Origin of the sequence: Bacillus sp. FSL K6-2839, from assembly GCF_038003365.1 — a bacterium.
GTDB lineage: Bacteria > Bacillota > Bacilli > Bacillales > Bacillaceae > Bacillus.
Genome location: NZ_JBBOOZ010000001.1, coordinates 1,542,822 through 1,555,865, shown reverse-complemented (window position 1 = coordinate 1,555,865; position 13,044 = coordinate 1,542,822). Strand labels below are relative to the sequence as shown.

The window sequence follows — 13,044 nt, the reverse complement described above, 5'->3', positions numbered from 1 at the left end:
TGGAAAAGAGGATTGATCGTTTGTGCTGCTCAAAACAATATGTTTTAGACGGATGGATGGAGCTCAGATCAAGGTAACAGAAGTCCCTGTACTAAAGGGAGATGAGACGTATGGTTTCATGCTCACCTTTAGACTTGAAGCTTTCTTGAAAAAAGTCTATGTATCTAAAGGAAAGAGAGCTGTGTACTCTTTCAGAGAGGATGTGAAACGTAACGTCAAGTGGAGCACATATGAGCAGATCTATCAGGAGCCTACACTGAAACACAATGCGTAAATAGAAATCTTTGTCAAGTGGAGTGAGCGGCTGTTTTGAAATGACAGCTGCTCAGCTTGGCAAGGATTTTTTTCATGAAAAGAAGAAAATGTGACAATTTCAAAAACGTCATGACAGTTGTTTTCAAGTATGCACGAAATAAGGTAATATCATAAGTAAAGACTAAGACAGCAAGGATGAGACGATAGTGAAACAAATTAAAATTGTAACAGATTCAACTGTGGACCTTCCGCAAGAAAAAATCAATGATCTTTCCATTCACGTGATTCCGCTCAATATCTCCATTTCTGGGGTTGATTATATTGACCGAGTGAATATACAGCCAGATGAATTTATTGAAAAAATGGAGGCCGCTGAGGAATTGCCGAAAACGTCTCAACCTGCGATCGGTCAATTCGTCGAATTATATGAAAAGCTCACGGCAGATGGAAGCGAAGTCATTAGCATCCATTTAACGGGTGGGATGAGTGGAACTGTTCAAACTGCTGAAAGCGCTTCGAAAATGGTAGACGGAAACATCACGGTGATTGATTCAAATTTTATTTCCTATGGATTAGGGTTTCAAGTCAGCAAAGCAGCAGAGCTTGCAAAAAATGGTGCAAGCCGTGAAGACATCATCAAAGAAATGGATAAAATCCGCCTTAAAACAAAGCTATTTGTCACAATCGATACATTAGAAAATCTCGTGAAAGGTGGAAGAATTGGAAGAGGAAAGGCGCTGATCGGCTCACTTCTTCACATCAAACCAATTGCCAGCTTAACAGACGGGGTATACACGCCGGAAGCGAATGTGAGAAGCTATTCTGCGCTTGTCCGCTATTTGACCAAACAGTATGTACAGGCCGTGAAAGGAAAAACAGTTCAAGCCATTGGGATAGCGCATGCAGATGCATTAGAACTCGCTGAAAAGCTCAAATCAGCGCTGCTTGATCACACACCTGAAGCACTTGTTGACATCGCCTACACAACACCGATTATTTCGTGTCACACTGGAAAAGGCGCAATAGGCTTTACTTTTTATACCGATTGATTGAAAAAGGGGATGGACGTACCATGCTTAAAAAAAGGGGAGCCTCACTTGGTACGCTTATGATCATAAGCGTGCTTCTTTTAGTCTCATGTTCAAATGGACAAATCAAAGATACGTTAAATTATCAAATACAGCCGTTTGAGTATGAAAATCAGGATGGTCAAAAGGTGTCATTGGATGATTTGAAGGGGAAAATATGGGTTGCAGATTTTATTTTCACAAGCTGTGAAACGATCTGTCCGCCGATGACTGCTCATATGACAGAGCTGCAAAAACGGTTAAAAGAAGAAAAGTTGGATGCGCATATCATTTCCTTTAGCGTGGACCCGGAGGTAGACTCACCGAACAAGCTAAAAGAATTTGCAAAAGCATATCCATTGTCCTTTAAAAATTGGGATTTTCTCACTGGCTATTCACAGTCTGCAATCGAAAAATTCGCAATGAAGAGCTTTAAAACCATTGTGAAGAAACCTGAAGATGAAGACCAAGTGATTCATCAGTCATTGTTTTTCCTAGTTGATCAAGAAGGGAAAGTGATGAAAAATTATGATGGTGTACAAAATACACCTTATGATGAAATTATCAAGGACATCAAAACGCTAAATCGAAGCTAGCATAAGGATGTTCAAATGAGCGAAAACATGATACACTTTTTTAATCAGAAAAAGGAGGGACATCATCGTTTGAAGGCTCGTTTGATTTTGATTGTGATGTCTCTAGCTTTTGTTCTTTCTGCATGTTCCGCGCAAGAGGCTGGCATAAAGGATAAACTAGAAGACACACAAGACGTAAAAGAACATATTACGATCGCAGCGGTTGGAGATTCCTTAACAGAAGGAATCGGAGATCAACATAAAAAAGGATATGCAGGCATGACCCGTGACAAGTTAGAAGCGGTGGACGGCGTGCAATCTGTCACATTAAAAAATTATGCCATTAAAGGCAGTAGAACGGTAGATTTATTAAAAAGATTAAAAGAAAAAAAGGTGCAAGACGGACTGAAAGACGCTGACTATATTTTCTTTACGATCGGCGGCAATGACTTAATGCATGTTGTCCATCAAAATGTGCTCAATTTGACGTTTGCTCCTTTTCAAAAAGAGCAGGGTCCTTTTGAGGAGCGCTTTAAAACCATTCTTGCTCAATTGAGAAAGCACAATGATCATGCGAAGATCATGTATGTCAGCATGTACAATCCCTTTAAGTTCAGTTTGTCTGAGCTGCGAGATATTGATGAAGTCGTCAAAGATTGGAATGCCGCTGCCAAAAAGGAACTGAAAAAAGACGGCAACGCTGATATCATCAATGTAGCAGATTTATTTGAGGAAGATTCTGATGAAAAATTACTGGCAGATGATGATTTCCACCCAAACCAAAAGGGGTACTCTCTTATGGCAAATCGTTTATTCTCCAAAGTGAAAAAAGAAGGACTGCCGAAGGAATAGGGTGAACGTATGAAAAAGTGGAAAAGCTTATTTTTTATTTTACTTGCAATCAATCTATTGATTGTTCTTGCCTGCGGTATTTTGATGATGCTGCCAGGCGGTCAATCCGCTTCAACTAAAGAATTAAAAAGCGAGTATTCTTTTAATATATCTAGCTCAAAGGAATCGCTCACCAGCTTTATCAATGATTACTTGAAAAATCAAGGATCAAGTGATATGCCAGACTTTCATGTGGCGATCGATCAAGATGTGAAAGTGACAGGCGCAATTAAAGCTTTCTCTTCGACTATTGATGCAAACGTCTCATTTACGCCAACTGTCGAAGATAATGGTGATGTGCTGTTGAAAGTGGATGGCCTTTCAATTGGACAATTGAGCATTCCGATTAGTTTTGTTTTAAGCTACATGGGCCAGTTCTATGAACTGCCAGAATTCGTTCATGTGAAACCGGATCAAAAAACGGTTGAAGTACGCCTTTCAGAAATGCCACTGACGAATGATATGTATGTGAAAGCAAACAAAATTGATCTAGAGAACGATGAAATTGAGTTCTCATATTATCATCCAAAGCAATAGAAAGTGAGTCAGGAGTGAAATCATGAAGCGAGTCTATCAATATTTTAGTTTACTGTCGCTTTTATTTGCTGCGTACTTTGGCATTACAGCTGCCACTGATTTAAGAGCAGAAAATATCGATCAGTTTTACTTAAATATTGCCTATTGTGCATTATTTCTAGGTATCATGATTCTTGCTTTTGATTTTCAAAAGCAAGAAAAAGCTGAAGATGTCTCGTAAAGAGCCTTTTCCATTGAGGAAAGGCTCTTTTTTATATTTGCTGAGACAAGACCACCTTTGCCATAAGCTCTGGCTCTCCGTTAGCAAAGCCATGAAGCAGAATGAGGTATGCGCGATTTGCTTGCAGATGAACTTTTGGGATATCAAGCAGTACACTTTGAGTACCGGCGGCTTTTAATTCAAAATGATATTTATTCGGGGAGAAATGATGAATGTGAGTGCCGTTTACATAATGAAGCTCCTTTGATAACACCCCTTGATCACGTTCATATATATCAATGGAAGGAAGGTCTGGAGACAGATGGACAAATGTAAGGGCTGACAGGTCCTCGTGTTGAATCACAGGGTCTTGCCGCTCTGTCAGCAGCGCAAAACCTGCATGAGCACCTGTGATACATAGGGTGTAAATCTCGCTACGTTTAATCATCATGCAAGAATGAAGAACTCTTTCTTTTGTGGCCAGCTTGAACACTTCTATCTCATAAATTCCCTCATCCCACTCCATATAAGCTGTCAAATGACTGTAAGGCATTTTTTTCAAGACCTCATTCCGATTCACATATACAGCGAGCTCACTAAGATCTGGTGCAGCGTGAAAGAGCCGAATAAAGGCTTTGAATGAAGGGCTGCTTTGAGGGTGCTCGAAGCCCGCAGCGAGTGGACGGTATGGAAAGTCATGATAAGAGAGCTGCTGCATGTCATCAATCCCTACTTTCTTATGCGATGGTGTTTTTTTGTAGCGTATGCATGAAAAAGGCGATCTGTATAGGCAAAAGAAGCATAGAAAAAAGCCTGACGTTTTCCGTCAGGCCCGCAAGTTAAGAAGGAGAAGAATATTGATGATATTCAGCTAGCTTAATGAACGTTTTTTCATCCTCAATTAAACCACAAACGCCGCACTGGACTTTTATTTGAGGACCTTGATAGCTCACGTGAAAAGGAGAAAGCTGCTCTCCTTCGTATCTTTCGACAACTGCTCCGGTCGCAGGATCCAGCTTCACAGGTTCTGAAAGCTGCTCAATCAGATTAAAGCGCGTTCTGTTTGTTTTACAGTTTGGACAAAGATAAGGGCTTGTCATGGTTCATTCCACCTCTTTTTATCCGTAGCATGTCCAGAGCGCTAAAATCTATGCTTAATCCTTTTGACTTTTATCCAGCTTTTTAAATAATTTGATCATTGTTTTCAGTTCTTCGTCGTCGAATGACTCAAATCGCTCCATAAAGTATTCTGTTTTCTTTTTCTCAAAATGCTCAGTAATTTCCTTACCCTTATCGGTTAAGTGGATTTTGATGATGCGGCGATCCTCTTTAGAACGGATACGGGTAATCCAGCCCTTTTCTACGAGTGTGTCGGTCACAGCTGTGATATGGCTTGCTGACACCCCTAGAATGGACGCAAATTCCGTTACTTTTTTTGCACCTTGCTCACGAAGCAGATTTAAAATGAGAAATTCATTCCGAGATAATTCGTTTTCGAGCAGGCTGTTAATCTCATAACGGATCTGCTTAAATACGGTTCTCAGTAAAGAATCCATTTCATACATCATTTGTTTTCTTTGTTCCAATCATTAAACCCCCATTATATTTTAAGATACGACAGAATGCTTTCTTTTATTTTAGGTATACAAGTCGTATCATTTTCATTATTTTTCATCATGTTATAATATGATGATACCATTTTTTAAATGAAGGGGGCACTAATATGTCTGAAAAACAAGAATTAGCCACATTTGCAGGAGGCTGCTTCTGGTGTATGGTTAAACCTTTTGATGAACAGCCGGGCATTATCAAAGTTGAATCAGGGTATACTGGCGGACATACAGTGAATCCGACCTATGAGGAAGTATGTACAAATACAACAGGACATAGAGAAGCGGTTCAAATCACGTTTGATCCAGACGTTTTCTCGTATGAAAAGCTATTAGAACTGTATTGGCAGCAAATAGACCCAACAGATGATGGAGGGCAATTTGGTGATAGAGGAGAGTCCTACCGCACAGGTATTTATGTTCATCATGACGAGCAGAGAAAGCTTGCAGAAGCATCGAAAGAGAAGCTGAACGAAAGCGGCACTTTCCAAAAGCCAATTGTGACAGAAATTTTAGATGCTGGTCCTTTTTATCCCGCAGAGGAATATCATCAGCATTATTATAAAAAGAACAAAATGCACTACGAACGATATCATGTCGGTTCGGGCAGAGCGGGTTTTATTGAGTCCCATTGGAGTGATAAATCATGACAAACGAAAAAGAAAAGCGTCTGAAAGAATTAAACCGAATGCAGTACGAAGTCACGCAAAATAATGGCACTGAGCCGCCATTTCAAAATGAATTCTGGGATCACAAAGAAGAAGGCATTTATGTGGATATCATTTCAGGCAAGCCGCTTTTTTCATCTTTAGATAAGTTTGATGCCCATTGCGGCTGGCCGAGTTTCACAAAGCCGCTTGAAGATGAGGAAGTAGCGGAGAAGGTGGATACGAGCCATGGGATGGTGCGGACAGAGGTGCGCAGCAAGACAGCTGATTCTCATCTAGGTCATGTCTTTCCTGATGGACCAGGACCAAATGGTCTTCGGTATTGTATTAACTCAGCCGCTTTGAAGTTTATCCCAAAGGATGATCTTGAAAAAGAAGGCTATGGGAATTTGAAACATCTATTTGATTGATCTATTTAAAAATCGTCACATGGAAGGCATCTGCTTCCGTGTGACGATTTTTTATTTTTTATGATGCGTGTGATGTAATTGTTCAATGATGTGGAATAGCTTTTCTTTTGTAATGAGAGGCGCTTCATTTGATGTGTAATTGGTTAAGTCGACTTTTTGAAAGTCAGCGTGCAGTTGTGGTCTTGGTAAAATGGCATAAAATTGTTCATGCTCAAATAGTGCATCTGCTTCGTGCTGAAATGTGAGCTCTTCGTGAAGCTTTTCTCCAGGTCTTTTCCCAACAACGAGAATATCCGGGGATGCGACATTGATTTGAGTGGCATATTCATGAAACGCTTTTAAGAGATCAGCAAGCTGTAATGACTCCATCTTGAGAATGAACGTTTCGCCGCCTTTCATCATGATCGCTGCTTGAAGTGTGAGGGAGACAGCCTCTTCGATGGACATAAAAAAACGTGTCATATTAGGGTCAGTTACGGTCAAAGGTTTTTCATTTAACAGCTGCTGGAGCATGATGGGAATGACTGAACCTCTTGATCCAAGCACATTGCCAAAACGCACAGAGCAAAACATCGTTTTTTGATTCGGAATACTTTCGTTTGCTTGGAAAAATAGTTTTTCTGAAATTAATTTTGTTGCACCCATGGCATTTGTTGGAGAAACCGCTTTGTCAGTTGATATGTTGACAACATGACTGACTTCATGTTCGATTGCGGCTTCAATGACGTGCTGCCCGCCGATAATATTCGTTTGCACGGCTTCAAACGGATTGTCTTCACAAGTGGGTACTTGTTTTAAGGCGGCTGCATGAAAGATGATATCAACGCCTTTGACGAGCTGTCTCACGCGGCTTGCATCTCGTACATCTCCTAAAGCGAATGCAACTTCTGGATGATCTGCATACTCATTTTTCATCATGTATTGTTTGCTGTCATCTTTGCTGAAGACGATAATCTTCTTTGGAGAGCATGATGTTAATTTTTTCACAATTTGACGGCCGATCGAACCCGTACCGCCTGTGACTAATATCGTTTTGTCACGAAAAAAAGCCTTCAAACTCATTTCTATCTTTTTGGACATATCTAATCCCCCAACTCTCATTTCTCTACTTTGCATCATATGTGAAAGAGCGGCATCCGTTTGAGGAAAAGAACCACTTTCTATATAAATTAGGTGAACAAATTATAACCATCTGCTTGACGTCTTAATAGAATATGGAGAGATAAGAGAACAAGTAGAAAAACGAGAGACCTGAACACTTCAGTACTGCGATCAGCTCGGATGAAAATGAAGAGAGCTTTGCGCGAGGGGAGAAGGGAATACATGTATAGGGGAAATCGTATTTTAGCCTTGATACCAGCTTTTAGAAGTAGGCGCGATCAGCATGATGAACACATTCGCGTATTGGCGGAGCGGCCGCTCATCTATTGGACCATTCAGCCGTTACTGCAAATGATTGAGTTAGATGAAGTCATCGTCTCTACAGAGGATGTCAATACTCAAATCATTTCATCTCACTACGGAGCCCATGTGATTGAACTGCCAGACACGCATGTAACGGAACAAACACCGTCACTCATAGCTGTGAAGCATGCGCTTGCTTATTTAGAGCGTGAGGGGAAGACCTTTGATATTGTTCTATATTTGCATCCATCGTCTCCTTTAAGAGAGCCGGAAGATATTGAGAAGTGCTTGCAGCTTCTAGTAGAAGGGAGTTATGACTGCATGGCATCTTTTACAGAGGCGCTAGAAAACCCAAATGAAACATGGACACTGCATGAGAATAATGAAGCAACTTTATATAAGGACAATCATTACTTTTTCATGCCAAAGCATGAGCAGCCATATACGTATGGCCGTTTAAATGGAGCAGTGTATGCTTTTCATGTTCCATATGCAAAAGAATGCATTCATTCCTTTTTAGAAGGATCTGTTGGAGCGTATATCATGGATCGCCAAAAATCACTCGTGGTGAAACAGGAGGAAGACCTTGAGAAAGCGGAGAAAGTCTTATTGGCTCGCCGAGATGCGGAGGGTTATGCATAAGATGAATTTCAACGAGAAAAGCGCCCGGTCATAGGGCGCTTTTTACGATCTCATAAAGCCTGTGTGGAAATGTCTCAAATGTATTCCAGGGAACGACTTGTTCGTAATTGTTTCGTGCGATCGCTTTTCTTTTCTCGGCATTTGATCCATAATATTCAACCTGTTCCAGCAAATCGTCCTCATCTTTATAAAAAACGAAGCTTGAAAAAGCTTGCGGCGGTTGTAGATCCGTCAATTGAAAGCTTTCAGCTGCAGCGATATCAAACGCTCTGTTGTTCAGGCTTACATTTTGAATCATGGCTTTGTTTTTATTATAGGCAAACTGAGCCGGCCTGTGCGGGTTAAGAACAATCGCTGATTGCTGATAGATGTCCGCCATTTGCTGAGGGCTCAGCCAATTGGTCACTAGTGTGAGATCTCGATAATGTCTTCGTGACTTATTTAAATGACGATGCCATTCCTTACCTGCAACGAGAATCCGCCATTTGTTCTGTTGTAAGAGTGTATCAATGGCTTTGATGCGGTTGGGATAAGGGTAGCCGGCGAGTGCAATGTCATAGTTGCACATCTCTTCAGGCGATTCGTTTTTTTGAAAAACACGTGTATTTGCCGGAATGGGAAAGTAGTGGGTGTGACCTATGCCCAATTGTTTGTAAAATGGCAAAGCTCCTTCATCAATCGTTAATATGAGCCGCGCATCACGCGTGCAAGCAGCTGACACATCTGTATAAAAGGGATCTTCTGTCATCCACAAAACGATCGGGATCTTTTCTTGTTTGAATTGATGAAGCACTTCGCTCGGAACATGATCACCGATCATCATCAAAACAAAATCCGGAGAAAATGTCCGGATTTTGTGCATGTGAGCGGGTAGAGATTCTCGATCAATTTTTACACATGAAAAGGGGGAATCAATGAAGCTCTCTTCTACCCATTGATCAAACATGTGATAGATTCCACCGTAGCCAGAGCTGATATAAAGAACCTTCATGATGGCCCTCTCACATTAAGATGTGAACGTAACACTTTCAACTTTATCTACATCTAATAAAGTCGTTGCAGAGCCTGTTGGTGTAACTGAGCTTTCTTGTGTAACAAATACAACACCCGTTGAAGCATTGAATGCTACGAATTGAACCGGCCCGATTAAATCTCCTGAGTCAGTGACAATGCTGATGACGGTTCCTGGTGCAAGTCTTGCAAAAATCCATCTTGCTGGCTGCGATACATCGAGTGTTGTAGCAGAATCTGAAGGTGATGCCTCAGCTGCCACTTCACTTAATAAATTGTTCAATTTTTCTTCCATTTGAACTCCTCCTTCTTCAAGATTAACTGTTAATGCACGAGTAAGTGGTTTGAAAAACACTTTCAATAGTTCTTTTTTTAATTCGGCACGCTTGTCGCTCATTTTTTCCCCATCCTTTCTTCATCAATTCAAACTCACCCCTATGTATATGCCGTTCACTTTTTTTGGTATAAGCAGAACGCTGATTCTTTGTTCTTTTTTTCATTTAATTACTTCACACATTTTTAAAAATGTTTTCAAATGCTGAGGCTAAATGAAGTGATTCTCATACTCTAGTAAAGATTAAATGTGAAGAGAGAGGGATTATGAATGGAATTTGAACAATTATTAAATGGTTGGAACGAAGAATTACTAGAAGCAGAAGGAGTACTTGAAGTCATCTTGATTTTACTTCTTCTTCGTCTTTTAGAAGAAAGTGAGGAAGAGAGTGTGTCAGACATCAAAGAATTACTTCGTCCATGGCTTGAGCTTGGCATTCCGCTGCCACGTGTTCATTTAGTCAATGGAGAGGTCCTTCAAAACGTAGTTGTTGTGCAGCTCTTTGATACAGTAGCGGTCTTTAAAAACGTGACAAATCAGCTAAGAGTGAATGTTCCTTACGTGAACATTGTCAGCTGGGGGGCTTTTTAATCTAATTAAAAAGGATAATGATCATGAAAGTATCGGTAATTTTAACAAGCTACAATAAACCTGATTTCATTGATCGTGTGCTAAAGAGTATGGTGGAACAAACGTATTCAAATTGGGAGCTTCTGATTATGGATGATGGCTCAGAACAAGGCACCCTCCAAAAGATCCAGCCCTATTTAGACGATGAACGCATTCATCTGTATTCGCGCACGGTTCATCCTGCAAAACGGCTGTTAACCGTTCGGTATGCGACGCTTATTAATGAAGCGCTAACCCGTATAACAGGTCAGCTCATTTGTTATTTAACAGATGATACTGTGTATCATCAAGATCGTTTGCAGAAAATGGTGGATGTTTTTCAGTCGAAGCCTCATATCGATATCGTGTATTCCTCGCAGCGGGTCGTGCATGTTGATAAGCATTTAGTTGAGACCATGAGCTTTGTCCGTGAAGCAGACCAAATCTTGGAGCATGCGTCCTTTCAAGTGGATCATTGTTCGGTCATGCACAGAAGGCGTTTGCTTCCGCTAATTCATGAAAAATACGAGCAATATTGGGATGATGGGCCGAAACACTGGCATCATGCAGATTCTGTTTTTTGGATGAGGCTGAATCAATTTGCCGCGTTTTTTCCATTAAGAGATGTACTTGATACAACGTATAAAACCCCTCATTCCTTTCATCATCTGTTTTCGAGTATGCCGTATGATCTCATTGACGGAACGGTGATTGAAAAGGAAGGGGATTACTACCAAATCGCAGGCGGCAATCTTCATGAAATTGAAAGGTGCTGGGTGAACGAAAAAAACAGGCGCGCAATTCGGGTGCCATCGTTATGTGCGATGAAATATGAGATGAAAGACATGCTGGCAGTACCAAATTATACAGTTGTCACGGCAGATCATGGGAAAACGTTCTATTATATTGAAGATCAGAAAAAAAGGCGATTTGCTGCAAAACGTGACGTGCAATATTTTCAGTTTCACCCTAAGGAGATCTATACGATTTCAAATGAACGGCTTCAGATGTTTGAAGATGGCGGCATGATTCAAGTTTCTCCAGTATTTAGTCCGCCAAACAGGCGGCTGTTTAAATGGAAACAAGATGTCTATTTACTGATGCATCATACCTTTTACCGTATTGATCCTGATGTCGTGAAGCGATTTGCTTTTTATCATCAGCCAATTAATTTATACCCTTCCCAATTTACGTTATTTCAAGAAGGAAAGCCGATAGTGCCGCTGTATATGGAATCGTTGCAAGAATTTGATATGTCTCTTTATCAAACATCAGGGCGAAAGCACTCCTCATAAGAGGGGTGCTTTTTTGACGCTATAGACAAAAAAAGCAGGAAGTTGCAAGGAAAAAGCGAAACATGAAAGGACAGGAGAACGTGTGATGAAGATGATCAAGCCGCTGAAAATCCGGCAATAGATGCCGGTTTTTTGGCACTGAAAGTGAGGGGGAAAGAATGGGGAAAGTTGTCGAAAGAGCGGATTGGTTTGAATTAATTTTAGAAGCCATTGATGAAGCCATTCATGTTGTAGATGATCAAGGCATGACGATCTTTTACAATCATAATGCCGCTAAGTTTGACTGTTTACAAAAAGAAGAGGTGATTGGCAAGTACATCCTTGAGGTGTATCCCTCTTTAACAGAAAAAACAAGTACGCTTATGCATGTTTTGAGAACTGGGAAGCCCATTTATCATTCGCTGCAAACCTATTTGAATAAAAACGGAGAAAGAATTGAAACCGTCAACACGACATTGCCCATTATTGAAGAAAGCAAGTTAATAGGCGCGGTCGAAGTCGCAAAAGATGTATCGAAGCTGTCAGCCCTTTCAAATCGTTTAGATCAAAAAAAACGGATACACGATGTGGCTGGGGCAGAACAAATGCATGATTTTGCTTCATTTTTAACAAATGATCCGTTCTTAAAAGAAATGCTTGAAAAGGCAAAAAAAGCAGCTGCTTATCCGTCATCAGTTGTTGTCTACGGGGAAACAGGGACAGGGAAAGAAGTGCTCGTTCAAGCCATTGTTCATGAATCTGACCGGAAAAACCAAGTGTTCATTCCGCAAAACTGTGCAGCACTTCCAGAATCGCTACTTGAGAGTCTATTATTCGGATCTGTCAAAGGGAGCTATACGGGCGCAATTGATCGCAAGGGGCTCTTTGAATTGGCTGATGGAGGCACGCTTTTTCTTGATGAACTGCAAGCGATGCCGCTCACGCTGCAGACGAAATTATTACGTGTGTTAGAGGATGGTGTTGTGCGCCGTATTGGGGATGCAAAAGCGATTCAAGTGGATGTAAGACTCATTACTGCACTCAATATGGACCCATTTGAAGCGGTGAAAAAGCAAATTTTAAGAGAAGACTTATTTTATAGACTGCATGTGTCATCTTTTCATATCCCGCCGCTTCGTGAGAGAAAGCAAGACATCCCGCTGCTTTCCCGCCATTTCATTCAAACCTATCATCAGCAGTTTTCAAAAAACGTCAAACGCCTTTCTGAAGAAACGGAACAATTGTTTATGGCTCACCACTGGCCGGGAAACGTTCGAGAATTAAAACATACCATTGAGCATGCCGTATTGATGATGCCAAAGGAAGCGGAAGACATCACACCTTCATACCTTCCTGCTCATTTACGTACGCAGAAGCTCGAGGAAGAAACACCCGACGCCTCCTTAAAAAGTCAGGTTTCTTTATTTGAACAAACTTTGATTCAAGAAGCTTTAAATCAGCATCATGGCAATATTAAAAAAACCGCCGCAGCCTTAAAAATCCCTCGACAAACGCTGCAGTATAAACTGAAGAAATATGCAGATGCCGAAAAATAGGC

Annotated in this window: 18 protein-coding genes; 12 read left to right on the top strand and 6 right to left on the bottom strand. The window is 40.9% G+C overall.

Going from position 1 to position 13,044, the window contains the following annotated elements; genetic code table 11:
• Positions 1-22: 22 nt before the first annotated feature.
• The 6 genes from MHH26_RS07570 to ypmT all read left to right on the top strand — a co-directional run bounded on the left by MHH26_RS07570 (position 23) and on the right by ypmT (position 3,545).
• On the top strand, positions 23-274 hold the full coding sequence (locus MHH26_RS07570; RefSeq protein ID WP_034660976.1) for a YpmP family protein: 252 nt from the start codon (positions 23-25) through the stop codon (positions 272-274).
• A gap of 187 nt (positions 275-461) precedes the next feature.
• Positions 462-1,304, top strand: coding sequence for a DegV family protein (locus MHH26_RS07565; RefSeq protein WP_034660975.1), 843 nt, complete (start codon positions 462-464; stop codon positions 1,302-1,304).
• A gap of 23 nt (positions 1,305-1,327) precedes the next feature.
• Positions 1,328-1,918, top strand: coding sequence for an SCO family protein (locus MHH26_RS07560; protein WP_319003351.1), 591 nt, complete (start codon positions 1,328-1,330; stop codon positions 1,916-1,918).
• 69 nt (positions 1,919-1,987) lie between these two features.
• Positions 1,988-2,749 (top strand): SGNH/GDSL hydrolase family protein, encoded by a 762-nt coding sequence (locus MHH26_RS07555; protein ID WP_066031756.1) that lies wholly within the window; start codon positions 1,988-1,990, stop codon positions 2,747-2,749.
• A gap of 9 nt (positions 2,750-2,758) precedes the next feature.
• The gene (locus tag MHH26_RS07550; RefSeq protein ID WP_034660973.1) at positions 2,759-3,325 is read left to right on the top strand and encodes a YpmS family protein; all 567 of its coding nucleotides are present in this window, start codon (positions 2,759-2,761) and stop codon (positions 3,323-3,325) included.
• A gap of 22 nt (positions 3,326-3,347) precedes the next feature.
• Positions 3,348-3,545: a protein YpmT gene (gene ypmT / locus MHH26_RS07545; RefSeq protein WP_034660972.1), complete on the top strand. Its 198-nt coding sequence runs from the start codon at positions 3,348-3,350 to the stop codon at positions 3,543-3,545.
• A 31-nt stretch (positions 3,546-3,576) separates the two neighbouring features.
• On the opposite strand, the gene MHH26_RS07540 is transcribed toward ypmT, so the two are convergent.
• The 3 genes from MHH26_RS07540 to MHH26_RS07530 form a co-directional block, all read right to left on the bottom strand.
• Positions 3,577-4,242, bottom strand: coding sequence for a DUF4397 domain-containing protein (locus MHH26_RS07540; protein ID WP_340972899.1), 666 nt, complete (start codon positions 4,240-4,242; stop codon positions 3,577-3,579).
• Positions 4,243-4,363: 121 nt separating this feature from the next.
• Positions 4,364-4,624, bottom strand: a complete 261-nt coding sequence (locus MHH26_RS07535; RefSeq protein ID WP_034660970.1) for a hypothetical protein — start codon at positions 4,622-4,624, stop codon at positions 4,364-4,366.
• Positions 4,625-4,678: 54 nt separating this feature from the next.
• Positions 4,679-5,110, bottom strand: a complete 432-nt coding sequence (locus MHH26_RS07530) for a MarR family transcriptional regulator (RefSeq protein ID WP_034660968.1) — start codon at positions 5,108-5,110, stop codon at positions 4,679-4,681.
• Between the two features lie 137 nt (positions 5,111-5,247).
• Between MHH26_RS07530 and msrA the strand changes: the two genes are divergently transcribed.
• On the top strand, positions 5,248-5,784 hold the full coding sequence (gene msrA, locus MHH26_RS07525; protein ID WP_307499791.1) for a peptide-methionine (S)-S-oxide reductase MsrA: 537 nt from the start codon (positions 5,248-5,250) through the stop codon (positions 5,782-5,784).
• The gene (gene msrB / locus MHH26_RS07520; protein WP_307499790.1) at positions 5,781-6,212 is read left to right on the top strand and encodes a peptide-methionine (R)-S-oxide reductase MsrB; all 432 of its coding nucleotides are present in this window, start codon (positions 5,781-5,783) and stop codon (positions 6,210-6,212) included. The genes msrA and msrB overlap by 4 nt, the downstream gene beginning before the upstream one ends.
• 51 nt (positions 6,213-6,263) lie before the next feature.
• On the opposite strand, the gene MHH26_RS07515 is transcribed toward msrB, so the two are convergent.
• Entirely contained in the window at positions 6,264-7,292 is a 1,029-nt protein-coding gene (locus MHH26_RS07515) for an SDR family NAD(P)-dependent oxidoreductase (protein ID WP_307499789.1), read from the bottom strand.
• A 243-nt stretch (positions 7,293-7,535) separates the two neighbouring features.
• Here MHH26_RS07515 and MHH26_RS07510 point away from each other — a divergent pair, with 243 nt between their 5' ends.
• A complete protein-coding gene (locus MHH26_RS07510; protein WP_034660961.1) occupies positions 7,536-8,258 on the top strand; it encodes an acylneuraminate cytidylyltransferase family protein in 723 nt (240 codons plus the stop codon).
• 28 nt (positions 8,259-8,286) lie between these two features.
• Here MHH26_RS07510 and MHH26_RS07505 read toward each other — a convergent pair whose 3' ends face one another.
• The gene (locus tag MHH26_RS07505) at positions 8,287-9,249 is read right to left on the bottom strand and encodes a CgeB family protein (RefSeq protein WP_307499788.1); all 963 of its coding nucleotides are present in this window, start codon (positions 9,247-9,249) and stop codon (positions 8,287-8,289) included.
• Positions 9,250-9,264: 15 nt separating this feature from the next.
• Positions 9,265-9,666, bottom strand: coding sequence for a hypothetical protein (locus MHH26_RS07500; RefSeq protein ID WP_106031081.1), 402 nt, complete (start codon positions 9,664-9,666; stop codon positions 9,265-9,267).
• A 207-nt stretch (positions 9,667-9,873) separates the two neighbouring features.
• Between MHH26_RS07500 and cgeC the strand changes: the two genes are divergently transcribed.
• The 3 genes from cgeC to MHH26_RS07485 all read left to right on the top strand — a co-directional run bounded on the left by cgeC (position 9,874) and on the right by MHH26_RS07485 (position 13,042).
• Complete coding sequence (gene cgeC / locus MHH26_RS07495; protein ID WP_034660957.1) at positions 9,874-10,194, top strand: spore maturation protein CgeC; 321 nt, start codon at positions 9,874-9,876, stop codon at positions 10,192-10,194.
• A 17-nt stretch (positions 10,195-10,211) separates the two neighbouring features.
• Entirely contained in the window at positions 10,212-11,507 is a 1,296-nt protein-coding gene (locus tag MHH26_RS07490) for a glycosyltransferase family A protein (protein WP_340972893.1), read from the top strand.
• 158 nt (positions 11,508-11,665) lie between these two features.
• Positions 11,666-13,042: a sigma-54 interaction domain-containing protein gene (locus MHH26_RS07485; protein WP_307499786.1), complete on the top strand. Its 1,377-nt coding sequence runs from the start codon at positions 11,666-11,668 to the stop codon at positions 13,040-13,042.
• The last annotated feature ends 2 nt before the right edge of the window (positions 13,043-13,044 follow it).